The sequence below is a fragment of the Bradyrhizobium sp. B120 genome (genome assembly GCF_049075665.1).
Lineage (GTDB): Bacteria > Pseudomonadota > Alphaproteobacteria > Rhizobiales > Xanthobacteraceae > Bradyrhizobium.
In genome coordinates this window covers 4,872,574-4,894,300 of record NZ_CP185242.1, presented here as the reverse complement: position 1 = coordinate 4,894,300, position 21,727 = coordinate 4,872,574, and the positions used below count along the sequence as shown (strand labels likewise).

At 64.6% G+C, this 21,727-nt stretch carries 23 protein-coding genes; 12 read left to right on the top strand and 11 right to left on the bottom strand.

Annotated elements, in window-relative coordinates:
- On the top strand, nucleotides 1–381 hold the full coding sequence (locus ACOIX3_RS22440) for a hypothetical protein (RefSeq protein WP_092114758.1): 381 nt from the start codon (nucleotides 1–3) through the stop codon (nucleotides 379–381).
- Between the two features lie 13 nt (nucleotides 382–394).
- Here ACOIX3_RS22440 and ACOIX3_RS22435 read toward each other — a convergent pair whose 3' ends face one another.
- On the bottom strand, nucleotides 395–700 hold the full coding sequence (locus ACOIX3_RS22435; protein ID WP_420964314.1) for a hypothetical protein: 306 nt from the start codon (nucleotides 698–700) through the stop codon (nucleotides 395–397).
- A 355-nt stretch (nucleotides 701–1,055) separates the two neighbouring features.
- On the opposite strand from ACOIX3_RS22435, the gene recO reads away from it, so the two are divergent.
- The 4 genes from recO (at nucleotide 1,056) to ACOIX3_RS22415 (ending at nucleotide 6,286) form a co-directional block, all read left to right on the top strand.
- Entirely contained in the window at nucleotides 1,056–1,805 is a 750-nt protein-coding gene (recO, locus tag ACOIX3_RS22430; protein ID WP_420964313.1) for a DNA repair protein RecO, read from the top strand.
- A 72-nt stretch (nucleotides 1,806–1,877) separates the two neighbouring features.
- Nucleotides 1,878–4,133 (top strand): DNA topoisomerase IV subunit A, encoded by a 2,256-nt coding sequence (gene parC, locus ACOIX3_RS22425; RefSeq protein ID WP_342728708.1) that lies wholly within the window; start codon nucleotides 1,878–1,880, stop codon nucleotides 4,131–4,133.
- A gap of 208 nt (nucleotides 4,134–4,341) precedes the next feature.
- Nucleotides 4,342–5,334 (top strand): cation diffusion facilitator family transporter, encoded by a 993-nt coding sequence (locus tag ACOIX3_RS22420; protein ID WP_420964312.1) that lies wholly within the window; start codon nucleotides 4,342–4,344, stop codon nucleotides 5,332–5,334.
- A 148-nt stretch (nucleotides 5,335–5,482) separates the two neighbouring features.
- Nucleotides 5,483–6,286 (top strand): N-acyl homoserine lactonase family protein, encoded by an 804-nt coding sequence (locus ACOIX3_RS22415; protein ID WP_420971777.1) that lies wholly within the window; start codon nucleotides 5,483–5,485, stop codon nucleotides 6,284–6,286.
- A 45-nt stretch (nucleotides 6,287–6,331) separates the two neighbouring features.
- Here ACOIX3_RS22415 and ACOIX3_RS22410 read toward each other — a convergent pair whose 3' ends face one another.
- Nucleotides 6,332–6,523 (bottom strand): hypothetical protein, encoded by a 192-nt coding sequence (locus ACOIX3_RS22410; RefSeq protein WP_420964311.1) that lies wholly within the window; start codon nucleotides 6,521–6,523, stop codon nucleotides 6,332–6,334.
- 176 nt (nucleotides 6,524–6,699) lie between these two features.
- Here ACOIX3_RS22410 and ACOIX3_RS22405 point away from each other — a divergent pair, with 176 nt between their 5' ends.
- Nucleotides 6,700–7,953, top strand: coding sequence for an adenylate/guanylate cyclase domain-containing protein (locus ACOIX3_RS22405; RefSeq protein WP_420964310.1), 1,254 nt, complete (start codon nucleotides 6,700–6,702; stop codon nucleotides 7,951–7,953).
- Between the two features lie 97 nt (nucleotides 7,954–8,050).
- Here ACOIX3_RS22405 and ACOIX3_RS22400 read toward each other — a convergent pair whose 3' ends face one another.
- The 5 genes from ACOIX3_RS22400 to ACOIX3_RS22380 form a co-directional block, all read right to left on the bottom strand.
- Entirely contained in the window at nucleotides 8,051–9,298 is a 1,248-nt protein-coding gene (locus tag ACOIX3_RS22400; protein WP_420964309.1) for an MFS transporter, read from the bottom strand.
- Between the two features lie 435 nt (nucleotides 9,299–9,733).
- Nucleotides 9,734–10,087, bottom strand: coding sequence for a PadR family transcriptional regulator (locus ACOIX3_RS22395; protein ID WP_420964308.1), 354 nt, complete (start codon nucleotides 10,085–10,087; stop codon nucleotides 9,734–9,736).
- A 320-nt stretch (nucleotides 10,088–10,407) separates the two neighbouring features.
- On the bottom strand, nucleotides 10,408–12,165 hold the full coding sequence (locus ACOIX3_RS22390) for a flotillin family protein (RefSeq protein WP_420964307.1): 1,758 nt from the start codon (nucleotides 12,163–12,165) through the stop codon (nucleotides 10,408–10,410).
- A gap of 3 nt (nucleotides 12,166–12,168) precedes the next feature.
- Entirely contained in the window at nucleotides 12,169–12,831 is a 663-nt protein-coding gene (locus ACOIX3_RS22385; protein ID WP_420964306.1) for an OB-fold-containig protein, read from the bottom strand.
- Nucleotides 12,828–13,958: a PspA/IM30 family protein gene (locus ACOIX3_RS22380; protein ID WP_420964305.1), complete on the bottom strand. Its 1,131-nt coding sequence runs from the start codon at nucleotides 13,956–13,958 to the stop codon at nucleotides 12,828–12,830. Before ACOIX3_RS22380 ends, ACOIX3_RS22385 begins: the two co-directional genes overlap by 4 nt.
- Before the next feature lie 121 nt (nucleotides 13,959–14,079).
- Here ACOIX3_RS22380 and ACOIX3_RS22375 point away from each other — a divergent pair, with 121 nt between their 5' ends.
- A complete protein-coding gene (locus ACOIX3_RS22375) occupies nucleotides 14,080–15,453 on the top strand; it encodes an Nramp family divalent metal transporter (RefSeq protein ID WP_420964304.1) in 1,374 nt (457 codons plus the stop codon).
- Nucleotides 15,454–15,471: 18 nt separating this feature from the next.
- Here ACOIX3_RS22375 and ACOIX3_RS22370 read toward each other — a convergent pair whose 3' ends face one another.
- Together ACOIX3_RS22370 and ACOIX3_RS22365 are read right to left on the bottom strand one after the other, a co-directional pair.
- On the bottom strand, nucleotides 15,472–16,248 hold the full coding sequence (locus ACOIX3_RS22370) for an arginyltransferase (RefSeq protein WP_092114746.1): 777 nt from the start codon (nucleotides 16,246–16,248) through the stop codon (nucleotides 15,472–15,474).
- A gap of 86 nt (nucleotides 16,249–16,334) precedes the next feature.
- Nucleotides 16,335–16,892, bottom strand: coding sequence for an RDD family protein (locus tag ACOIX3_RS22365; RefSeq protein WP_420964303.1), 558 nt, complete (start codon nucleotides 16,890–16,892; stop codon nucleotides 16,335–16,337).
- 205 nt (nucleotides 16,893–17,097) lie between these two features.
- Here ACOIX3_RS22365 and ACOIX3_RS22360 point away from each other — a divergent pair, with 205 nt between their 5' ends.
- Nucleotides 17,098–17,688: a DUF6151 family protein gene (locus ACOIX3_RS22360; RefSeq protein ID WP_420964302.1), complete on the top strand. Its 591-nt coding sequence runs from the start codon at nucleotides 17,098–17,100 to the stop codon at nucleotides 17,686–17,688.
- Between the two features lie 5 nt (nucleotides 17,689–17,693).
- Here the strand turns inward: ACOIX3_RS22360 and hemB are convergent, their stop codons facing one another.
- Nucleotides 17,694–18,758 carry a porphobilinogen synthase gene (hemB, locus tag ACOIX3_RS22355; protein WP_420964301.1) on the bottom strand — a complete coding sequence of 355 codons (1,065 nt, stop codon included), beginning with the start codon at nucleotides 18,756–18,758 and terminating at the stop codon, nucleotides 17,694–17,696.
- Nucleotides 18,759–18,966: 208 nt separating this feature from the next.
- Between hemB and ACOIX3_RS22350 the strand changes: the two genes are divergently transcribed.
- From ACOIX3_RS22350 to ACOIX3_RS22335, 4 genes are all read left to right on the top strand, one after another.
- The gene (locus tag ACOIX3_RS22350) at nucleotides 18,967–19,428 is read left to right on the top strand and encodes a DUF6163 family protein (RefSeq protein WP_016845013.1); all 462 of its coding nucleotides are present in this window, start codon (nucleotides 18,967–18,969) and stop codon (nucleotides 19,426–19,428) included.
- Between the two features lie 665 nt (nucleotides 19,429–20,093).
- Nucleotides 20,094–20,612, top strand: a complete 519-nt coding sequence (gene ldtR, locus ACOIX3_RS22345; RefSeq protein ID WP_018271925.1) for a transcriptional regulator LdtR — start codon at nucleotides 20,094–20,096, stop codon at nucleotides 20,610–20,612.
- Between the two features lie 187 nt (nucleotides 20,613–20,799).
- Nucleotides 20,800–21,030 carry a hypothetical protein gene (locus tag ACOIX3_RS22340; RefSeq protein ID WP_176530919.1) on the top strand — a complete coding sequence of 77 codons (231 nt, stop codon included), beginning with the start codon at nucleotides 20,800–20,802 and terminating at the stop codon, nucleotides 21,028–21,030.
- Nucleotides 21,031–21,050: 20 nt separating this feature from the next.
- The gene (locus ACOIX3_RS22335) at nucleotides 21,051–21,272 is read left to right on the top strand and encodes a hypothetical protein (protein WP_092114742.1); all 222 of its coding nucleotides are present in this window, start codon (nucleotides 21,051–21,053) and stop codon (nucleotides 21,270–21,272) included.
- A 320-nt stretch (nucleotides 21,273–21,592) separates the two neighbouring features.
- Here ACOIX3_RS22335 and ACOIX3_RS22330 read toward each other — a convergent pair whose 3' ends face one another.
- A complete protein-coding gene (locus tag ACOIX3_RS22330; RefSeq protein ID WP_342728721.1) occupies nucleotides 21,593–21,715 on the bottom strand; it encodes a hypothetical protein in 123 nt (40 codons plus the stop codon).
- Between the last annotated feature and the right edge of the window lie 12 nt (nucleotides 21,716–21,727).

Below are 21,727 nucleotides of genomic sequence, written 5' to 3'. Positions count from 1 at the left end.
ATGAATGTGCCCAGAAATGTGCTGTGGTTTGAGGTGCTGCTCTATCTGTCGCTGACGCTCGACGCGTTATCGGTGGCGTTCCAGGACCGCACGCCGACCGACGTGCGGACCGATCAGATGATCACCGGCGAGACGCTGACCGCCGGCTGCATGATCCTGCTGCTGGTGTATTTCGTCCGGCTCGCGGCGCAGCACCGCAAGAACTGGCCGCGCTGGGCGCTGGGCGCGATGCTGGTGCTGTCGGTGATCTCGCTGGTGCAGGTGATCGGCGAGAAGGGCCTGGAGCTCGACAGCGCCATCGAGGTGGTGTCCTGCATCCTGACCACGGCCGGGCTGTATTATTCCTTCACCGGCGATGCGCAGGGCTGGTTCAACGCGTAAGGTGCAGTGTCACCTACGACCGGTAGGCGTGAAAGATCACGGCCGCGCTGACGACGACAGCCCAGATCATGAAGCCGACGATGACCCCAAGCGCGGGCGACAGGATCATGCGGCCCCGAGGCGAACGCGCCACGCGCGGAATGCCGGTCCAGCCGATCTTGCCGGGCTTCTCCGGCCATTCGACGCTCACTTTGCCGAATGTTGCCGCGAACACCACGGCAAATGCCGTGAAGAGGCAGAGCAGGGGAAGTATTTCCCAGATCACCCAGTACGCAAGTTCGATCAAACCGGTGATCAGGTCGACAATCAGGCTAGCCATTGCGATGGTCCCGCATCTGCCGACAACTTCTGAATCGGATCGTTCGCGCTGCAATTAGCATATGGAATGGACCGACAGGTATCGTGCTGGAGGCGCGGCGGCATGGTGAGGACACTGCTCACCGTTGAGCTGCTGACCCGCGAGCACGGTCCGTCGCAGAGGCGCTGCCAAAAATATCGAAAACAACCCCATGCAAAGTAGCCGGTGGCGGCGTGCGCTCGGCCAGGCCACTTGACACGTCGGGCAACTCAGTGTCATAATTCTAATATTCCGAAATAGCGCATGCGCCATCGCCCGTCGGCATGACGGCGCATGATGACTGCGCGGTGGGCTGGAATCCTGTAGTCTCGCTTTCATGGAATGGACCGACGAAGGCATCGTGCTGGGCGTGCGGCGGCATGGCGAATCCTCCGCCATCGTCGAGCTTTTGACGCGCGAGCATGGCCGTCATCTCGGCCTCGTGCGCGGCGGCGCCGGTTCGCGGATGCGGCCGCTGCTGCAGCCCGGTAACAGCGTCACGGCGGTGTGGCGGGCGCGGCTTGACGAGCATCTCGGCATGTACGCGCTGGAAGGCACGCGGCTGCGGGCGGCGACGCTGCTCGCCTCGTCGCACGCGGTCTATGGCGTCACCCATCTGGCGGCGCTGGCGCGGCTGCTGCCGGAGCGCGATCCGCATGAAGACATCTACGAGATGCTGCAGGGGACGCTCGACGATTTCGACGATGCCGGCGTCGCCGCCGTGCACCTGATCCGGTTTGAGCTCGCGATGCTGACCGAGCTCGGCTTCGGGCTCGATCTGGAGAACTGTGCGGCGACTGGAGAGACCACCGACCTGATCTACGTGTCGCCGAAATCCGGCGGCGCCGTGTCCCGCGCCGCCGGCGAGCCGTGGCGCGACCGGCTGTTGCCGCTGCCGGCGTTCCTGCGCGAAGGCGAGAGCGGCGCCAACAGCTGGTCGGAGCAGGACCTGCGCGACGGCTTCCAGATCACCGGCCTGTTCCTGCTCCGCCACGTGCTGGAGCCCCGTGGCCAGGGCCATTCCGACGCCCGCGACGGGTTTATCAACGCCGTGACCAGGCCGCGGAGCCGAACGGCGGTTCCGTAAGGCCGATTCGGGCCCTAAATTCCCGGTGATTCGCGGCTTGCCCGATTCACCGCCAAGGTTTAACGCCTCCCCATGGGAAAACGACAGGTACCGCCGGAAAAGCCGGCCGAAATTCACGAGGTGCCGCTGCGTGATGCGCTCGAGGAGCGCTATCTCGCCTATGCGCTCTCGACCATCATGCATCGTGCGCTGCCGGATGCCCGCGACGGGCTGAAGCCGGTGCACCGGCGCATCCTCTACGGCATGGACTTGCTCGGGCTCGACCCGCGCGCGGCATTCAAGAAGTCGGCCAAGATCGTCGGCGACGTGATGGGCTCGTTCCATCCGCATGGCGACCAGGCGATTTATGACGCCATGGTGCGCCTGGCGCAGGATTTCTCCTCGCGCTACCCGCTGGTCGACGGCCAGGGCAATTTCGGCAATATCGACGGCGATAATGCGGCCGCCTACCGCTACACCGAAGCGCGCATGACCGAGGTCGCGCGGCTCCTGCTCGAAGGTATCGACGAGGACGGTGTTGAATTCCGCCTCAACTACGACGGCCAGACGAAAGAGCCGGTGGTGTTGCCGGGCGGCTTCCCGAACCTGCTCGCCAACGGCGCGCAGGGCATCGCGGTCGGCATGGCGACCTCGATCCCGCCGCACAACGCCGCCGAGCTCTGCGACGCCGCGCTGCATCTGATCGAGAAGCCCGACGCCAAGTCGAAGGCGCTGCTGAAATGGGTCAAGGGCCCGGACTTCCCGACCGGCGGCATCGTCGTCGATTCCAAGGAATCGATCGTCGAGGCCTACACCACGGGCCGCGGCTCGTTCCGCACCCGCGCGCGTTGGACCCAGGAGGAGGGCGCGCGTGGCACCTGGGTGATCGTCGTCACCGAGATTCCGTGGCTGGTGCAGAAGTCGCGGATCGTCGAGAAGATCGCCGAACTCATCAACGAGAAAAAGCTGCCGCTGGTTGGCGACGTCCGCGACGAGTCCGCCGAAGACATCCGCCTCGTGATCGAGCCGAAATCGCGCACCGTCGATCCGGCGCTGATGATGGAATCGCTGTTCCGGCTGACCGAGCTGGAAAGCAAGATCTCGCTGAACCTGAACGTGCTGATCAAGGGCCGCATCCCGAAGGTGGTCGGCCTTGCCGAGTGCCTGCGCGAATGGCTCGACCATCTGCGCGACGTGCTGGTCCGCCGTTCCAACTTCCGCAAGACGCAGATCGAGCACCGGCTGGAAGTGCTGGGCGGCCACCTCGTCGCCTATCTGAACCTCGACAAGGTGATCAAGATCATCCGCACCGAGGACGAGCCGAAGCCGGTCTTGATGAAGACCTTCAACCTCACCGACGTCCAGGCCGACGCCATCCTCAACATGCGCCTGCGCAATTTGCGCCGCCTGGAGGAGATGGAGATCCGCACCGAGGACAAGGAGCTGCGCAAGGAGCTGAAGGGCATCGAGGGCCTGCTCGGCTCCGAGACCGAGCAATGGGCCAAGGTCAGCGATCAGGTCCGCAAGGTCCGCGATATCTTCGGGCCCAAGACCCCGCTCGGCAAGCGCCGCACCACCTTCGCCGATGCGCCCGAGCATGATCTCGCCGCGATCGAGGAAGCCCTGGTCGAGCGCGAGCCGTGCACCGTCGTGATCTCCGAGAAGGGCTGGGTGCGGACGCTGAAGGGCCACGTCGAGGATCTCTCCGGGCTCGCTTTCAAGACCGACGACAAGCTCGAGCACTCGTTCTTTGCCGAGACCACCTCGAAGCTGCTGCTGTTCGCCACCAACGGCAAGTTCTACTCGCTCGATGTTGCCAAGCTGCCGGGCGGCCGCGGCCATGGCGAGCCGATCCGCATGTTCATCGACCTCGAGCAGGACGCCGCGATCATCTCGCTGTTCGTCAACAAGGGCGAGCGCAAATTCCTGATCGCGAGCAGCGAAGGACAGGGCTTCGTCGTCAAGGAAGAGGACTGCGTCGGCAACACCCGCAAGGGCAAGCAGGTGCTCAATGTCGAGATGCCGAACGAGGCCCGTGCGATCACGACCGTGAACGGCGACACCGTTGCCGTGATCGGCACCAACCACAAGATGGTGCTGTTCGGTCTCGACCAGGTGCCGGAGATGGCGCGCGGCCGCGGCGTTCGGCTGCAGAAATACAGCAGCTCGGAACTGTCCGATGTCGCGGTGTTCGACGCCAAGGCCGGCCTGACCTGGAAGGACTCCGCCGGCCGTGAGCACAGCATGACGTTGAAGGAACTGGCCGACTGGCGCGGCAACCGCGCCGATGCCGGCCGGCTCGCCCACGGCCTGCCGAAGTCGAACAAGTTCAATCGCGGCGTGGAGTAGCGGTGTTGTAGCCCGGATGGAGCCAACGGGTCGCGCGAATGCGCGCCCGATGACAGGCTCCGCGAAATCCGGGACCGCTGTCGCGTTTGGTCACGATCCCGGATTGCGCTGCGCTCCATCCGGGCTACGGGCGCTCAGCGCACGGTGTGATAGTATCCACATTTCACCGCGCTATAACCGTCGCCGACGATATCGGGCGACGGTTGCCATGGCGCACAATCACGACCACGACCATGACCACAGCGGTCATTCTCACGGACATTCCCATGCCGGGCATTCCCACGCTGGGCATTCCCACGCTGGGCATTCCCACGCCGGGCACAGCCACGCCCCCGACAGTTTCGGCACGGCGTTTGCGGTCGGCGCGTCGCTGAACGCGGCCTTCGTCATCGCCGAGCTGATCTTCGGCTACTCCGCCAACTCGCTGGCGCTGGTCTCCGACGCCGTTCACAATCTCTCCGACGTCATCGCGCTGCTGCTGGCCTGGGGCGGGGCGTGGCTCGCCGGCCGGCGCCCGACCGACACCCACACCTATGGCTATCGTCGTGCCTCGATCCTGGCGGCGCTGTTCAATGCCGGGCTGCTGTTGATCGCGGTCGGCGGCATCGCGGTCGAGGCGGTCAACCGCTTCCGCGAGCCGGCCGAGGTCGCAAGCTGGACCGTGGTCTGGGTCGCGGCGCTCGGCATCCTGATCAATGGCGGCACCGCGCTGCTGTTCATGCGCGGCCGCGACAGCGACCTCAATGTGCGCGGCGCCTATCTGCATATGGCAGCGGATGCCGGCGTCTCGTTCGGCGTCGTGATCGCCGCGCTGCTGATCATGGCGACCGGCTGGCAGTGGCTCGATCCGGCGATCAGCCTCGTCATCGCCGTGGTGGTGCTGCTGAGCGGCTGGGAGCTTGCCCGCGACAGCGTCAACCTCGCGCTCGACGCGGTGCCGAGGGGCATCGATCTCAAGCAGGTGAGGGACTATCTCGGCGCGCTCGAGGGCGTCACCGAGGTGCACGATTTGCACATCTGGGCGATGAGCACCAGCGAGACGGCGTTGACCGCGCACCTGGTGCGGCCCGGCGGACACGACGATGTCTTCCTGCATCATGTCTGCGCCGAGCTGTCGGAGCGGTTCAGCATCCACCACGCGACCCTGCAGGTGGAAATCAGCAGCGAGACCTGCCGGCTGGCGCCGGCGGAAATGGTCTAGCCCGCGGCGGGCTTCACTCGCGTTCAATTGATCGATCGACCGATGTCCGTGTCTTCCACGGCCGCCGATGAGGCGGCACATTGCGGCCGCGCGCGTTGAGCGGGCTCGATCAATGGAGGGCAACGTGAAGAAGGCAATCGGTCTTGCAATGTTGCTCTGGGTCGTGGGCGCCGTGCCGCGGGCAGATGCCCAGCCGGCGAAAACAGGGGTCGAGCGGCTCTACATCCTCAACTGCGGCGAAGGCGTTGCCGGCGACATTTCGCGCTGGTCGCCCGGCGTCAATGAAGGCAAGTCGATGGACTTCGTCGACAATTGCTATCTGATCAAGCACGCGCAGGGCTGGTTCCTGTGGGACACCGGCATTCCCGACGCGGTCGCGGCGATGCCGAACGGCCTTGCGCCTGCCGATCCCAAGGCGATCACCTGGCGGCGGCCGAAGACGCTGGCCGCGCAGCTCGACCAGCTCGGGGTGAAGCCGTCGGACATCACGGCGATCGCCGTTTCGCATACCCACCCCGATCATATCGGCAATGTCGAGCTGTTCCCGGCCGCGATGCTGTATGTGCAGAAGGCAGAGTATGAATGGCCCGGCGCCAACAACGCGCCACGCTTCAAGCCCGAGCATCCCGTCACGAAACTGGACGGCGACCGCGACGTGTTCGGCGACGGCAGCGTCACCGTCCTGTCGACGCCGGGTCACACGCCCGGCCACCAGTCGCTGCTGGTGAAGCTGCCGAAGACCGGCGCGGTCGTGCTGACCGGCGATGCCGTTCATTTCAAGGATAATTGGGACAACCGGCGTGTGCCGGCCTTGAACGCGAGCAAGGAGCAGACGCTGGCCTCGATGCAGAAGATCGCCGACACGCTGACGAAGGAGAAGGCGCAGCTCTGGATCAACCACGACAAGGCCCAGCGCGACGGGCTGAAGCTGGCGCCGGACTTCTATGACTGAGCGGCTTCGCGACCGCGCGCTTTCGACCAGCCCCGATCGGCCTGATCAACTGTGCGGGGTGGACGGCGCGGTCACCGGCGGGGTGGGCGCGTGCTTCGGCTTCATCGTGCCGGCGTAGAACGACAGGGCGTAGACCAGGATGATGCCGGCCAGATAGACCCCATAGGATTGCGGCGGGGTGATCGCCCATCGCATGAGGCGTCGGATCGGGTTCGGCTGGCCGGCGTCGTTATCCATGCGCTCTTGTGCGCGAAGGCCGGGGCAAAGGGAAGCGGAATCGCCGCCGTTCGGCGTCGTCGTTCCGGCCGAAAAAGGTGAGGCGGGGCGGCCTTGCAATGCTGGACTAGCGTCCGCATCTGTCACGCGACGACCGGCCCTTCCTCCCGCACCAATTGCCCGGCATAATCCTGCTTATGGAACTGACGCCCCGTTTGCGCCTCATGAATTGGCTGGTCCGCCAGGGTCTGACCGGCCTGCCGGAAAACGACCTGCTGCGCGGCTTCTGCGAGCGCTGCCGGGCCGCCGGCATGCCTTTGTCGCGGGCGATCGTCTTCATCGACACCCTGCATCCGATCTTCGAGGGCCGCGGCTTCCGCTGGAACGACGGCGAGAGCAACGAGGCCGACATCTTCGAATACGGCTCGACCAGCAGCGGCGAGGCCAGCCAGAACTGGCGGCGGTCGGCGTTCCATCACATGCTCGAAAACGGCCATGACGAGATGGTGATCGACCTCAACGGCTCGCACGATTTTTCGATGATCGGCGACCTTGCCGAGAAGGGCCACAAGCATTTTGCCGCCTTCGTGCACCGCTTCGGCGAGGCCGGCACGATCGGCGAGATGGACTGCTTCTACTCCTACTACACCACCCGCCGTTCGGATGGCTTCGACGAGAACCATATGTCGGCGCTGCGCGACCTCGTGCCGGTGCTCGGGCTTGCGATCAAATCGGCCGCCCAGGTCGAGATCGCCCGCACGCTCGGGCGGGTCTATCTCGGCCGCGAGACGGCGGAGCAGGTGCTGCGCGGGCGCATGCAGCGCGGCATCACCGAGAAGATCAAGGCCGTGCTGTGGTACTCCGACGTGCGCGGCTCGACCGCGATCAGCGAGCGCATCGGCCCGGACGAGATCATCCCGTTCCTCAACGACTACGCGCAGGCCTCGATCGACGCGATCCATGATGCCGGCGGCGAGGTGCTGAAGCTGATCGGCGACGGCGTGCTGGCGATGTTCACCGGTGAGAACATGGCAAGCGCCAGGCGCGCGGCGCTGCGTGCCGAGCACAGATTCCGCCATAACATGCGCGTGCTGAACGATCGCCGCGAGAACGAGAGCCGGCCGACCACCACGGCCTATGTCGGCCTCCATGTCGGTGAGGTCTTCTACGGCAATATCGGTAGCGAGGACCGGCTGGATTTCACCGTGGTCGGGCCTGCCGTCAACGAGGTCAGCCGGATTGCCTCGATGTGCGCCTCGGTCGACCGCGAATTGCTGACCTCGACCGATTTCCGCACCGGGCTCGACGCCGCCGGCCGCAACTATCTGGTCTCCACCGGCCGCTTCGTCCTGCGCGGCATCGGCCATGCGCAGGATCTCTTTACGCTGGATCCGGCCGTTACCGCCGACGAGGTCGTCGGCGGCAAATACGAGCGCTATCTGGCGAGCTGATCTCTCCCCGTCATTGCGAGCGAAGCGAAGCAATCCATCGTGCCGCTCGCGGAGACATGGATTGCTTCGTCGCTTCGCTTCTCGCAATGACGATCGTTCAGCACCGCACCGGTTCGCCGACCATGTCGGGCTGCCGCCTGAGCGACACCGCGGGCGACATCAGGATCACCAGCGCCTGGGCGGCGAAGATTGCGGCCGCCAGGTAGAGACAGGCTTCGGCGCCATAGAGGCCACCGACCACGGCGCCGAGCGCGGAGCCGAGCGGCCGGGCGCCGTAGCTCATGATGTTGATCGCCGAGACGCGGCCGAGCAGCGAGGGCGGCGTCACCGATTGCCGCAGCGTGGTGGTCGAGATCACCCACAGGATCGGGCCGACGCCGAGCAGGAAGAAGCCGAGGCCCGCGAGCAGCGGCGTCGCAATCCAGGTGGTCAGCGCCATCACCAGCGAGGCGACGAGGCCGGTGACCGGGCCGAGCCCGATCACGGTGCCGAAGGCCAGCCGCTTCATGACGCGGGTTGCGAACAGCGCACCGACCACCATGCCGACGCCGTACATCGCGAGCGTCGTGCCGACGCCGGTGGCGCTGAGCCCGAGATGGCGCACCGCATAGGGCACGAACACGGCGAGCAGCAGGAACGACGCGGTGTTGAAGATGAACTGGGTGATGAACACCGGCCGCAGCAAGGCGTGATGCATCACGAAGGCGGCGCCTTCCTTGATGTCCTGCATCGGATGGCGTCGCGGGGCGGGCTGGCGCGCCGGCTCGTAGATCCCGGCCAGCAGCACCACCGCGATCGCCGACAGCGCCGCGGCGAAGCCGAACGCAGGCGCGGCACCGACCCAGCCGACCAGCACGCCGCCGAGCGCCGGGCCGTTGGCGAAAGCGACGGTGCGGGCAAGCTCGATACGGGCATTTGCGGCAGGCAATTGCTGCGAGGTCACGAGCGACGGGACCAGCGCAGGAGCTGCGACGCTGTAGGCAACCGTGCCGCAGACCGCGATGAAGCCGAGCAAAGCGAGCAGCGGCAAGGTCATTGCGCCGAGCCATAGCAACAGCAGGATCGCGGCAAGGGCTGCCGCGCGCAGCGCCTCGGAGCCCGCCATCACCCAGCGCCGCGACACGCGGTCGGCCAGCAGGCCGGCGGGAATTGCAAACAGGATGAACGGCAACGTCAGTGCGGTCTGCAACAGGCCGGTCTGGCCTTCGCCGACGCCGAGTACCAGCACGGCGACGATGGGGGCGGCCGCGAGCGCAATCTGCTCGGCCGATTGCGCGGCGAGGTTGGACCAGGCCAGGCGGTTGAAGGTGGCCGGCAGGCGAGGCGGCGGCGTATCGGTGGACATGGCAGAATCCCTTGGGAAATTCGATCTGGCCGTAGTGTGTGGTTGGAAGACGCCCAATCCCACCCGTTTCCCGACAACGCCAGAAAGCCAAGCGAACGCGCCAAGGCGGATAGCAAAACTTAGCTGGAACGGTCGGGAGTGAATCCGGTACATGAGCGCGCAATGCGCGCTCTAGATGCAAAAGGCGGAGCACTAGGCTCCGCCTTTATCCGCATTGATTCCTGCTCGCATCATCTTGCAATGTGAAACAAGACGACCGTACTCCTAGCAACACGCCAACCGAACGCCCAACACCAACCTAAAGCCTGTCGCCGCGCATATCTCTTTGCTTCGCTTAAGCCTTTATCGCGAACAAGCCTCAAGTACTTACGCTGTAGTCCAATACGGTAGTCGTAGAACTCTGCACGCGGCCATAGAGCCGCGTACAGAGCGGCTTTACACCACCACGGGGGGCGGCATCGGGCCATTCTGCGTGCCTTCATGATCACCTCCAAATGTGGCGGCAACAGATTTCATGAAGGGGCTAGTCGAAAGGGTGTATGCGCCCGCGTCTTTCAGCGCCCTCCGCCCCTTAGCAGTCGAGGCATAATACTTCCGCGGGCGCCCTCTCGATTTCTTGGAGGGCGTCGAAATTTCATCAACGCGAGAATTAATCAACCCGTGCTCCTCGAGCCGTCCCAGAGCGATATAAATCTGCGCATCTGCGAGCTCGCGACCGACGATACGAGAGACCTCAGCTGATATTGCGGTTCCGTACGCGCGATCGGGGCGGTTAATAATCACGTTCATGATCGCAACCTGGACTAAGCCGAGGGTGCGGGTGTGCAAGGAGTCCGTCTCATCTTGCACATTGGTCGTCCTTTGCCTTCGCCTTCTTCGCTTTCTTAGCCATAGTATCCTCTCAGGGTTTCATGGATTGAACGCGACTCCGAGGAATGCTTGGCGGAGGGCCAGCCTCGCAACATCCTCAAGTATTATACTATCATCTGGTAGGTTATTCGCCAGCCCGCGTCTCATGTCATCTGTGGAAAACTGAAGGATCGCTAGCAGCAAAAAGGCCCGCCGTGAGAGGCGGGCCTTGTCGCTGAAATCAGAGCGCGGTCACATCATCACGGTGTGGGTCCCGCCGCGAGTTGGCCGGTGATGGTGCCGACCAATGTCGCGGGCCGGCTGTCGTCACCGATCGCAGGCGCCGGAGCGACCTCCGTCTTGCGCTGCGCTAGCGCGCTGGTCAGGCTGGTGAGCGCGTCGGGGCCGGCCGGGAAGCCTGCCTCCGCGAGGATCTTGTCGATCATCGGCTTGAATGCCGAGACCGACAGCAGTTGCGCGGCGAGGCCGTCGCCGAGCCCAAGACCGCCATTGCCCCCGCCATTGCCGTTGGCATGGCCGCTGCCGCGGCCGAGCATGCTGCCGGTGTCGAAGATCCGGATGTCGGAGATCTTCTCGATCGGCTTCACCGCTTCGGCGAGCGCGCTCGGGATCACGTTGATCCGCGCGAGGTTGAGATCGTAGTCGATCATCTCGGCGCTCAGCTTGTTGCGCGCCTCCGCCTTCAACGTCGCGACTTCCGCTTCGGCCTGGCCGAGTGCCTTGACGCCTGCGGCGCGGGTGGTGGCGGCGTTGGCGTCGGCTTTCGCCAGCACGTTGGTGGCCTCGGCCTTGTTCGCTGCAGCCTGCTTTTCGGCTTCCGCCATCACGGTGATCGGCATTGCGTTGGTCTCGGCAACCTTGCGCGCCGCGATCACGTTGATGATCTTGTCGCGCTCGGCGACCTCGGTGGCGCGGGCGGTGGTGACCTTTTCCTCGGCTGCGATCGCGAGTGCGCGTGCCGTCTCGGCGATGGTCTGGGCTTCCGACTGCTCCTTGCTCTTGGTGGCGACGGCGATCGCGGCTTCCTGCGCCACGATCTGGAGCTCGCGGTCGGTTTCGGTGGTGCGGCGCTTCACGGCGAGATCGGCCTCGATCTTGCGGGTGTCACGGGCCTGGTTGGCCTCGGTCTGCTTGTTGGCGACCGCGAGTTCCTGCTGGATGCGGTATTCGGCTTCGTTCTGCAGGGCGGTCTGCTCGACCTGCGCCGTCTGCGCGCGCATCGCGGCGGTCTTGTTGGCGATGTCGCGCTGCTGGGCGAGCTCGGCCTCGCGCTTGGTGCTTTCTATCGTCAGGGTGGTCTGCCGCGCCACCAGGTCCTGCTGGGCGATATTGACCTCGGTGGTGCGGACGATCTGGTTGCGCTCCTGCTCACGCTCCTTGGTGATCTTGGTCAGGGTGGTGAGGCCGTGCGCGTCGAAGAAATTGCTCGGGTTGAAGTGCTTGATGTCGCTCTGGTCGAGCCGGGTCAGCGACACCGATTCGAGCTCGAGACCGTTGTTCTGGATGTCGGCGCCGACCGCGTCCTGCACCGCCTTGACGAAGGTCGCGCGCTGCTCCTGCAGTTCCTCGAGGTTCATGGTCGCTGCGACCGAGCGCAGGCCGTCGACGAACTTGGCCTCGACCAGCTCGCGGAGTTCGGCCGCGTCATTGGTGCGGTTGCCGAGCGTCTGCGCGGCGAGCGCGATTGACGAAGAGTCGGGTTTGACGCGCAGATAGAACTCGGCGCCGATATCGACGCGCATGCGATCCTTGGTGATCAGCGAGTCTGGGCCGCCGCGCGCGACCTCGAGCCGCAACGTCTTCAGGTTCACCGCGGCGGTGGAGTGGAAGATCGGCAGCACCAGCGAGCCGCCGTCGAGCACCACCTTCTGGCCGCCAAGGCCGGTGCGGACATAGGCCTCGTCGCGCGTCGAGCGCTTGTAGAGTTTTGCGAAAAGCAGGCCAATGACGAGGATAGCGAGGACGCCAATGGCGACCGGTATAGCAAGTTCCCACATATGTTATGCCCTGTTGGAAGATTGTTGTCGTTCAATGAGGTCGGCGGGAGCGGCGATCGCGATGAATGCCTTGGCGTCGCGGTCGACCAGCAGCACGCTGGCGCCGACCGGCAACGCCTCGGACTCTGCGCTGGCACGCGCCGACACGGTGTGCCAGTTGCCGAAGACATCCTTGAGACGGACCCTTCCGGGCAGGCCTTGATCGAGCGGGCCGACCGACACGGTTGCGACCTTGCCGACAAAGTCGCTGTCGTTGACCGCATAGCTCTCGTCGCGCGGAATGATGCGGGCGAGGCCGCGGCTCGTGGTTCTGATCACGGGGACGCTGCCGGCGGCAGCCACCACCGCGGCAAGCGAGACTGGAATGGCGGTGCCCGCGGCATGCGCCAGTCCCTGAAGCAGGAAGCCTCCGATCGAGAATATGCCAAGTATCAGGATGATCAGGATCAGGAGGGGAAGCCGCCCGGCGTTGATCCAGAGAAACAGGCCACTGAGAGCGTTGTGGCTCTCGGCCTCGATCGCGAAATCCTTGCCGACGAGTTCGCTGATCGAAAGTCCGACCATGGTGGTCAGCAGCTCGATACCGCCAAGTGCCACCATGATCGCAGCCGCGACCGCGAAGGGCCGCACGTCCGGGGCGAGCAGAATGTCGCCAACTGCACTCATTTTTCTGACTTGATCCTTTCAAGCCGCGCCGCGATTTCCTTTTCGCGGTGCAGGCGATCGAGTTCGTCTAGCTCCTTGTCGCCGAGCACGCTTGCAGCGGGGACACCGGTGACCCGGGCGATCGCCGCCATGGCGCGTTCGGCACTCAATGTATTGGTCGTCGATGGGCCCCGGCTGGTTTCGTCCTTGGCCTCGCGGATCAGACTTTGTTCGAGATCGGCTAGTCGCGCCTCTGCCTCTCGCCGCGCGCCGAGCATGGCTTGCAGCGCCTTGGTCTGCTCGTCGATCTCGAGCTCGATGAAATCCATCGCGCGTTCCAGCGCGATCACCTGCGACTCCAGGTCAATTTGCCGTGCGACGCCGGCGCGCGCGAGATCCTCGCGACTTTCCGCAAGTGCGAGACGGATCTTCTCGTTCAGAGCAGTCGTCTCGGTATCCAGTTCTTCGCGGCGCCGCTTCAAGCGGAATTCCTCGGCGCGCGACTTTCCGAGCGCATAGCGCGCCTCGTCGGCGCCGGCGTCGATCTCGCGGATCGCCTGCTTGACCAGCGCGACCTTGTTGTTGCTCTCGACGTTGTCGATGGTCTGGCTTGCGATGGCGGCAAGAAGCCGGCCCATGCGCGCAAGGATGCCTTCGTGAAGCATGGTCTTCTCCTCCGGTTGTGCTGATTTCGATTTGACGGCGATGTGGATTTCGTAGCCGCGTCCGTCCGAGATCAAATGCGCCGGGAAGGGGCTTTCCCAGCCCGAGACATATCCCGGCACGTCGAACGGCACCAAGACGCGTCCGCTGACAGTGCTAATGGTCAGTGAAGTTGGACCCTTGATCGCGAACAACTTGTCGTCGAGCGGTATCCTGCGGTCGGCGGCGCCTGCGACGTAGTTGGCGCGGTCGCGCAGGCCGAGCGTCACCAGCCGTGCGGGCAGGCCGGTTTCCTTGCGGATCTTCTCGTAAGCCTGGGCGTGCAGCGAGACCAGGTTGGCGCCGACGGGCGCGACCTCGGCGAGGATCGCCATCATCCGGTCATAGGCCGCAAAGGTCGCCTCGATCGCCTGGATGCCCGACGCGTCGGGAGCGAGGGCGTAACGCAGCGTTGCGGTTGGCGTCTCGACGGGCAGCTTGATCATGCATCTAACGTAAAGCACTTCCTCAGTGCTTTACAAGGCTGATAGCCGGTATCATTTTCGTGAGCCTAGATGCAGTTGCAAATGAGTTGCAATAACGGGAGGGATCGGTCATGCTTCGCGGATGGACGCGCGCACCCCTGAAATGTCTCCCGTTTCTGTTGCCGACACCGTGCCAGGTGGCTGGCGGGGCGACGCCGGGCATGCGCGCAGCCTGCCCGAGGTGAACGCGACCGTTGCGGTGCCGAGCACAGGCGTGTGGTGGCGGCGGCTGCTGGCCTTCGCGGGGCCGGGCTACCTGGTCTCGGTCGGCTATATGGACCCCGGCAATTGGGCGACCGATCTCGCGGGCGGATCGAAGTTTGGCTACACGCTGCTGTCGGTCATCCTGCTCTCCAACCTGATGGCGATCCTGCTGCAGGCGCTTTCCGCCCGGCTTGGCATCGCGACCGACCGCGACCTGGCGCAGGCCTGCCGCGCGACCTATTCGCGGCCGGTGAATTTGTTGCTGTGGCTCGCCTGCGAGGCCGCGATCATCGCCTGCGACCTCGCCGAAGTGATCGGCACCGCGATCGCGCTGAAGCTCTTGTTCGGCATTCCCCTGATCGGTGGTGCGCTGCTGGCGGCGCTCGATGCGTTCTTGCTGCTGCTCCTGATGAACCGCGGCTTCCGCTTCCTCGAGGCCTTCGTGATTGCGCTGCTGATCGTCATCGCGGTCTGCTTCGCGGTCCAGATCGCCGCCGCCGCGCCGCCGATTGCTGGCGTGATCGGCGGCTTCATGCCGTCGCGCGAGATCGTCACCAATCCGGAGATGCTCTACATCGCGATCGGCATCATCGGCGCCACCGTGATGCCGCATAACCTCTATCTGCACTCATCGATCGTGCAGACCCGCGCCTATCCGCGCACCGAGGCGGGCCGTCGCGACGCGATCAAATGGGCGACTACCGACTCCACTATCGCGCTGATGCTGGCGTTGTTCGTCAACGCCGCGATCCTCGTGCTGGCGGCCGCGACCTTCCACAAGAGCGGCCACTCAGATGTCGCCGAGATCGACCAGGCCTTCGAGCTCTTGTCGCCGCTGCTCGGCCTCGGCATCGCCTCGACACTGTTTGCCGTGGCGCTGCTGGCGTCTGGTCTCAACTCGACCGTGACGGCGACGCTGGCCGGCCAGATCGTGATGCAGGGCTTTCTCGACCTCAAGCTGCCCGACTGGCTGCAGCGGCTGGTGACGCGCGGCATCGCGATCGTCCCGGTCATCGTGGTCGCGGCGCTCTATGGCGAGAGCGGCACCGCGCAGCTTCTGGTGTTCAGCCAGGTCGTGCTGTCGATGCAGCTACCGTTCGCGGTGATCCCGCTGGTGCGATTCGTGTCCGACAAGCGCAAGATGGGTGCGTTCGCGATTTCGCGCCCGGTCGCCGTGGCGGCGTGGATCGTCGCCGGCCTGATCGTGGTCCTGAACGTGAAGCTGCTCTACGACACGATCTTCGGCACCTAGAGCGTCTGACCGAAAGTGCTAGTCCTGCGGCTCGGCCAGCGCCTCGCCTGACGCATCGACGCGCAGCCAGCCCGACGGCGCGAGCCGCTGCTGCGGCAGGAAGCGGCCCTTGTAGTCCATCTTCTTGGAGCCCTCGATCCAGTAGCCAAGATAGACGTAGGGCAGGCCTTGCCGGCGGGCGCGGGCGATGTGGTCGAGGATCATGAAGGTGCCGAGCGAGCGGGCCTCAAGCCCCGGCTCGAAGAACGAATAGACCATCGACAGCCCGTCGCTGAGCACGTCGGTCAGCGCCACCGCCATCAGCTCGTCGCCGCGGCCGGTGATGGCGCTGTCGGCATTACGCTTGCGGTACTCGATGATCCGGGTCTCGACATGGCTGTCCTCGACCATCATCGCGTAGTCCAGCACCGTCATGTCGGCCATGCCGCCGTTGCGGTGGCGGCGGTCGAGATAGGCGCGGAAGACCGAATATTGCTCCGAGGTCGGCACCGCGGTGCGCTGCTCGCCGATGATGTCGGCGTTGCGGGCCAGCACCTTGCGGAAGTTGCGGGAGGGGCGGAATTCGTTGGCGACCACCCGGACCGAGACGCAGGCCCGGCAGGCGTCGCAGGCCGGGCGATAGGCGATCGACTGGCTGCGGCGGAAGCCGCCATGGGTCAGCAAGTCGTTGAGATCGCCCGCTTTGTCGCCAACCAGGTGCGTGAAAACCTTCCGCTCATGCCGGCCCGGCAGATAGGGGCAGGGTGATGGCGCCGTCAGATAGAACTGGGGGGTATCACGCGAGTGCTGGGTCACGTCTGATCGTCGGGCTCCACTTACAATACAGGCAGCCGAGTTAGCATCGCCCCCCGGAGGCTAACGGTCAATTGGTTTAGGCGGGCCTAATAGGAGGCCCGCGCGGCCGGGGTGACCTGGGTCCGGACCGAGCTGTTGATAATCACGGTTCCGAGGATGATGTCGTGCAGCAGCCGGCGGCGGCCGTTGAGCAGGCCGACCAAGAGCACCAGCGGCGACAGGAACGAGATCGTCACCCAGAACAGCACCGCATGGGTGGCGCCGAGCACGAAATAGCCGCGCGCGCCGTACCAGGTGCGCAGTTCCAGATCCATCATGCGCATGCCAAGCGTGGCCGAGTGCTGCCCGCCGATCGAGGCGCCGTAATAGACGATGGCCCAGACGATCGAAGCCGGCGACACCAGCCAGAACAGCGCCCAGCCGAGGCCGAGCGTGACGATGCCGAAGATCGCAATGAAGATCACCGCCAGGATTACCGGCACCGACAGCACGAAGAGGTCGATCAGGAACGCGAACACCCGCCGCGTCAGCACGCCGCGGAACAGTTCCGGCTGCATCAACGGATCGAACGCATGCGGGGGAACGCCGCCGTCGTTGCGCCAGGCTTCCCTGCGCCAAGTGCCGCTGTCATTGCCGTAGGACATGACCAACCTCCGATGAAACTCCCGCGCAGGACATGGGAGCAGGAGGCTCGCCTGCCAAGTCCGCGCGAACATTAACTAGCCGAAATATTCCGGCGATTCGGCGGCCGAAACCGCCCGCCTCGGTGTAGGCTGGCGGTTGCGTGACGGCGGGGGACATATGGGCACACAAATCGGGTTGCGCTGCCGCTGTGGCGAGGTTCGGGGTGTGGTCACGAACGCCGCGCCGACGGCTGCCAATCGCGTCGTCTGCTACTGCGACGACTGCCAGGCGTTCATGCATCGGGTCGGCCGGGCCGATCTGCTCGATGTCCACGGCGGCACCGACATCGTCCAGGTCGCCCCGGCGTCGCTCAGTTTCGTGCAGGGGCATGACAAGATCGCCGGGCTGCGGCTGACGCCCAAGGGGCTGTACCGATGGCACACCACCTGCTGCAATTCCCCGGTGGGCAACTCGCTGACACCTGCCGTCCCGTTCGTCGGAATCGTGGCGCAGGCCTTCGACGGCGGCGCGATGCGCGTGGACGAGGTGTTCGGCAGGCCAAGCGGCGCGATCCTCGGCAAATATGCGATCGGCGAAGCCCCGAAGGGATCGACCGGCTTCAACCTGCCGCTGATCCTGCGCGCGATCGGCAAGGTGTTGGGCTGGCGCCTGCGCGGCAAGGCCTGGCCGCATCCGTTCTTCCAGCGCGAGACAAATGAGCCGATCTACCCGCTGACGGTGCTGTCGCAGGACGAGCGCGAGGCGCTGCGCCCGCTCTGCGGTCCACGTCCAACCGCGTCGGCCGGACCGGTGTAGCGCCCTTACGATTCCGCCTTGATCTTCTCGGCGGCCTGCGGCGCGAAATAGGTCAGGATGCCGTCGGCGCCGGCGCGCTTGAAGCCGACCAGGCTCTCCATCATCGCGCGCTCGCCATCGATCCAGCCATTGGCGGCGGCGCCCGCGATCATCGCGTATTCGCCCGACACCTGGTACACGAAGGTCGGCATCGCGAAATGGTCCTTCACGCGGCGGACGATGTCGAGATAGGGCATGCCCGGCTTCACCATCACCATGTCGGCGCCCTCGGCGATGTCGAGCTCGACCTCGCGCAGCGCCTCGTCGGAATTGGCGCTGTCCATCTGATAGGTGCGCTTGTCGCCGGTCAGCGTCTTGGCCGAGCCGATCGCATCGCGGAACGGGCCGTAGAAGGCGGAAGCGTATTTCGCGGCATAGGACATGATCTGCACGTCGCCGAAGCCGTTGTCGTCGAGCGCCTCGCGGATCGCGCCGATCCGGCCGTCCATCATGTCCGACGGCGCGATCACGTCGCAGCCGGCCTCGGCCTGGGTCAGCGCCTGCTTGGCCAGCACCGCGACGGTCTCGTCGTTGAGGATCTTGCCGCCTTCGATCAGCCCGTCATGGCCATGACTGGTGAAGGGATCGAGCGCGACGTCGCAGAGCACGCCGATATCGGGAAACTCCTTCTTGATCGCGCGCACCGCCTGGCAGACCAGATTGTCGGGGTTGAGCGCCTCCGAGCCGTGCTCGTCGCGCAGCGCCGGCGCGGTGAAGGGGAACAGCGCGATGCAGGGGATGTTGAGTTTTGCGGCGCGCTCCGCGTCGCGGACGATCTGGTCGACGGTGAGCCGATCGACACCAGGCATCGAGGCAACCGGTGTGCGGGTGTTGTGGCCGTCGACCACGAACATCGGCCAGATCAGGTCATCCGTGGTCAGCACGTTCTCCCGCACCAGGCGGCGGGCCCATTCGGACTTGCGATTGCGGCGCATCCGGATCGTAAGGTCGAGCGAGGGGGAGGCGAGGGCGTCGGTCTGGCGCCGGGGCGTATCGCGCAGTTCGATCGGGCGCCCGAATTTGATCGCCATATTGTCTTCTCCTCGACGGACGGCTGGGTCTTGTCCTGATATAAGTCCGGTTCTAGCACCTGTCAGGGGCGCCGTCATTGCGCCGCTATTGCAGCCCTGTTGCACTCTTGGTGCCCTTGATTTGCCGCAACGGCGATTGATTTTGGGCCCCCGGCGGGCCAAGACTGCGCCATGAACCCCATTTTGCAGCCGCCATGCGGCGATTCGGATGTCTGACACCTCTGCACGCGATCAGGCGCGGGACAACGCCATCTCGGTGAGCGCGATCTCGTCCGACCGGATCGAGCCCGACGACAATGCTTGGACGCGACGCCTCGTCATCTTCCTGCGCATCATGGCCGTCGTCTCGGTCGCCAAGGGCCTCTATCACTGGGCTCAGGTGACGGGCTTCGTCGGCGGCGAGGAGGAGGCCTTCGAGAACCAGTCGATGGCCTGGCAGACCGCCACGATCTATTTCGCCGTCATTGAGCTCGTCGCCGCCGTCGGGCTCTGGCTCGCGACGCCGTGGGGCGCCGTGGTCTGGCTGACCACCGTGGTGTCGATGGCGGTCATCGAGCTGATGTTTCCGGGCATCTATGGCGGCAGCCTCACCGTGGTTGGGCTCGAGGCCCTGATGCTCGCGGCCTATCTTGCACTGGCCTGGATGTCGGCGCGCGAACGCCCGCCATAGGCCCGCCGCTGCAATGGCTTGATGCACTGTTGCCTGGCGGCGACAGCGCGGTGATTAGCTCGCGATGACTGGCAATATATCGCAGTCGTGCGCGGAGCGAGAAGACAGCGTCGCTGGTTCTGCTAGGTGGATGCCACAGATCGCATCCCCATTTAAGGCGTCCCATCGCGGCAGCGCCTTTACGGGACCTGCCGTCGGGACCCATTTTACCGGATCTCGGCGCGTGTGCCGGCCGGCTTTGCGCGGGCCGACGGCGGAACCGATCTGGCCGCGGCGACGAATGAGGGGCCGCCTGCGCGCGTCCCACGCGTCCCGCCTCGAGGCACTCCCATAAAATTTTCGAAGAATTTTCCGGTAACCGATCGGTCACCGTAAAGGGTTCCCTCATACCCGTTACGCCACCGTTTCGAATTCGGACGCTGCTGTTTCCGAATGTGACAGGTGAGGCACACGAAGCGTGAACAGGGGCCTGCCACCGTCAATGAACAGTTGCGAAAAGTCCTTGATCCATGGGCTTAATCCACGATTCACTGTCTTAAATTCATGATCTCTTTATTCTCTTATTTAAGCGGATATTCAAACGGCCCCCTTACGTTGGACCTATCAGGCGGGACACAAGTTTCGTCGAAATAAAGTCGATAAAAACGACAAACAGGGGAAGTGTCATGATGAAAGCCGTTGCGACAACGGCGGCGGATGCCGCTGATCGCGCTACCGGTCAAGCTCCGGTGCAGCCGCTCTATCTCGAAGCCCTGACTTTGGTGGAGCGGCTGCATCGCCGGCTCCTCGACGTCATCAAGGACGAATTCGATCGTCGTGGCCGCGCCGACATCAACTCGGTGCAGGCGCTGCTCCTCTACAATATCGGCGACAAGGAACTGACCGCCGGCGAGCTGCGCACCCGCGGCTACTATCTCGGCTCCAACGTCTCCTACAATCTGAAGAAGCTCGTCGAGCTCGGCTTCCTCGATCATCAGCGTTCGCGCGTCGATCGCCGCTCGGTCCGCATCCGTCTGACCCCGCAAGGCCAGGAAGTGCGCAAGATCGTCGATGCGCTCTATCAGAAGCACGTCAAGACGGTCGAGCAGGTCGGCGGCATCTCGAACGAGGAGTTCGCGAGCCTCAACAAGTCGCTGCATCGCCTCGAGCGCTTCTGGACCGACCAGATCCTGTATCGCCTCTGAGCCTTCCCGTTTTCGCCTGATGGCCAAGCCGGCCGCGCAAAAGACCGGCAGCCTTCCTCCAGTCAACGCATCGGTCATGCCCGGCCGATGCGTTTTTCATGCTGCACCTGCGAAAATAAATCGGTCGCGGCGAGGAACCAAGGCGTTCCCTGCGCTTTATCCTGTCTCCCAACGGAGAGGCAGGGATATGCTGGTCGAACGCGGGATTGAGGTGCTGAACGTCGAGGTCGTCGGTGACGCCTACGCGATCGCCTCGAACTATCTGCGCAAATCCGGCGCCATTCCCGACACATTCGCCACCAATGAGCGCCTGCTCGGCATCGTCGTGAAGCTGTTCCAGCGCGGTGAGCTGAACCGACTCCGCCTCGCCAACAAGGCGATCGCGAAGTTCGAGGCCGAGACGCTGGTGGTCGCCTGAGCGTCAACCCGGAGTCATCAATGGAAGCCGCGATCGATCGGATCATGCAGACGTATGATCTGCTGCTCAACCGCACGTCCGCTGCAAGCGACGAAGCACGGGCGAAGGTGACAGAGTACGTGCAGACGCTATTCGAGGCGGGCGAGCGCGATACGCATCGGTTGACCGTGTGCGGGCTGACCTATCTGCGCCAGCTCGACGGCAGCACCGACCATGTGAAGGCCGGGTTTACCGGGCTGTAAGGCGCACTTTTCTGTCGTCCCTGCTAGTGCGCAGTTGCGCACGGGGGCAGGGACCCATGACCACTGGATTGTGCTGTCGAGGCAGGCCGGGGGCCCAGCGTCGCGCAGCAATCTGTGTGTCCCGGAAGCGCCGCCCGTCTGGTTCCGTCGCCGGAACACCGTACTGATCCGGATTTCATCGCAAGCCAGGATGGCCGTAATACAACTCTGCCGGCACTACTTTTGTTTACAGAGCATTTTTCAACTTTTGAGTTTTTACAGATCCATTCCAACCGGCAGAAAAGGACCGCCCGTGTGACGGTCCTTTTCGATTCGATTGCTCACCGCAGCAGGAGCCACGCCACGCTGGCGAGCAGGGCCATCAGCGACACCAACGCAGCGCCGACAAAGGCAAGCTCCACGCCGTCGAAATGGTGATGGTTGCGGTGATGGTTCGCCTGCATCATCGCCCTCCT

Bases quoted from the DNA above. Each gene is read 5' to 3' on its own strand.
- hemB (WP_420964301.1), bottom strand. From the start codon at position 18,758: ATGGCGATCAAATTCGGGCGCCCGATCGAACTGCGCGATACGCCCCGG.
- ACOIX3_RS22390 (WP_420964307.1), bottom strand. From the start codon at position 12,165: ATGTGGGAACTTGCTATACCGGTCGCCATTGGCGTCCTCGCTATCCTC.
- ACOIX3_RS22405 (WP_420964310.1), top strand. From the start codon at position 6,700: ATGGAACTGACGCCCCGTTTGCGCCTCATGAATTGGCTGGTCCGCCAG.
- ACOIX3_RS22330 (WP_342728721.1), bottom strand. From the start codon at position 21,715: ATGCAGGCGAACCATCACCGCAACCATCACCATTTCGACGGCGTGGAG.
- ACOIX3_RS22350 (WP_016845013.1), top strand. From the start codon at position 18,967: ATGTCTGACACCTCTGCACGCGATCAGGCGCGGGACAACGCCATCTCG.
- ldtR (WP_018271925.1), top strand. From the start codon at position 20,094: ATGATGAAAGCCGTTGCGACAACGGCGGCGGATGCCGCTGATCGCGCT.
- ACOIX3_RS22400 (WP_420964309.1), bottom strand. From the start codon at position 9,298: ATGTCCACCGATACGCCGCCGCCTCGCCTGCCGGCCACCTTCAACCGC.
- ACOIX3_RS22340 (WP_176530919.1), top strand. From the start codon at position 20,800: ATGCTGGTCGAACGCGGGATTGAGGTGCTGAACGTCGAGGTCGTCGGT.
- ACOIX3_RS22395 (WP_420964308.1), bottom strand. From the start codon at position 10,087: ATGAACGTGATTATTAACCGCCCCGATCGCGCGTACGGAACCGCAATA.
- recO (WP_420964313.1), top strand. From the start codon at position 1,056: ATGGAATGGACCGACGAAGGCATCGTGCTGGGCGTGCGGCGGCATGGC.
- ACOIX3_RS22440 (WP_092114758.1), top strand. From the start codon at position 1: ATGAATGTGCCCAGAAATGTGCTGTGGTTTGAGGTGCTGCTCTATCTG.
- ACOIX3_RS22420 (WP_420964312.1), top strand. From the start codon at position 4,342: ATGGCGCACAATCACGACCACGACCATGACCACAGCGGTCATTCTCAC.
- ACOIX3_RS22335 (WP_092114742.1), top strand. From the start codon at position 21,051: ATGGAAGCCGCGATCGATCGGATCATGCAGACGTATGATCTGCTGCTC.
- ACOIX3_RS22380 (WP_420964305.1), bottom strand. From the start codon at position 13,958: ATGATCAAGCTGCCCGTCGAGACGCCAACCGCAACGCTGCGTTACGCC.
- ACOIX3_RS22365 (WP_420964303.1), bottom strand. From the start codon at position 16,892: ATGTCCTACGGCAATGACAGCGGCACTTGGCGCAGGGAAGCCTGGCGC.
- ACOIX3_RS22385 (WP_420964306.1), bottom strand. From the start codon at position 12,831: ATGAGTGCAGTTGGCGACATTCTGCTCGCCCCGGACGTGCGGCCCTTC.
- ACOIX3_RS22410 (WP_420964311.1), bottom strand. From the start codon at position 6,523: ATGGATAACGACGCCGGCCAGCCGAACCCGATCCGACGCCTCATGCGA.
- ACOIX3_RS22375 (WP_420964304.1), top strand. From the start codon at position 14,080: ATGGACGCGCGCACCCCTGAAATGTCTCCCGTTTCTGTTGCCGACACC.
- parC (WP_342728708.1), top strand. From the start codon at position 1,878: ATGGGAAAACGACAGGTACCGCCGGAAAAGCCGGCCGAAATTCACGAG.
- ACOIX3_RS22435 (WP_420964314.1), bottom strand. From the start codon at position 700: ATGGCTAGCCTGATTGTCGACCTGATCACCGGTTTGATCGAACTTGCG.
- ACOIX3_RS22415 (WP_420971777.1), top strand. From the start codon at position 5,483: ATGTTGCTCTGGGTCGTGGGCGCCGTGCCGCGGGCAGATGCCCAGCCG.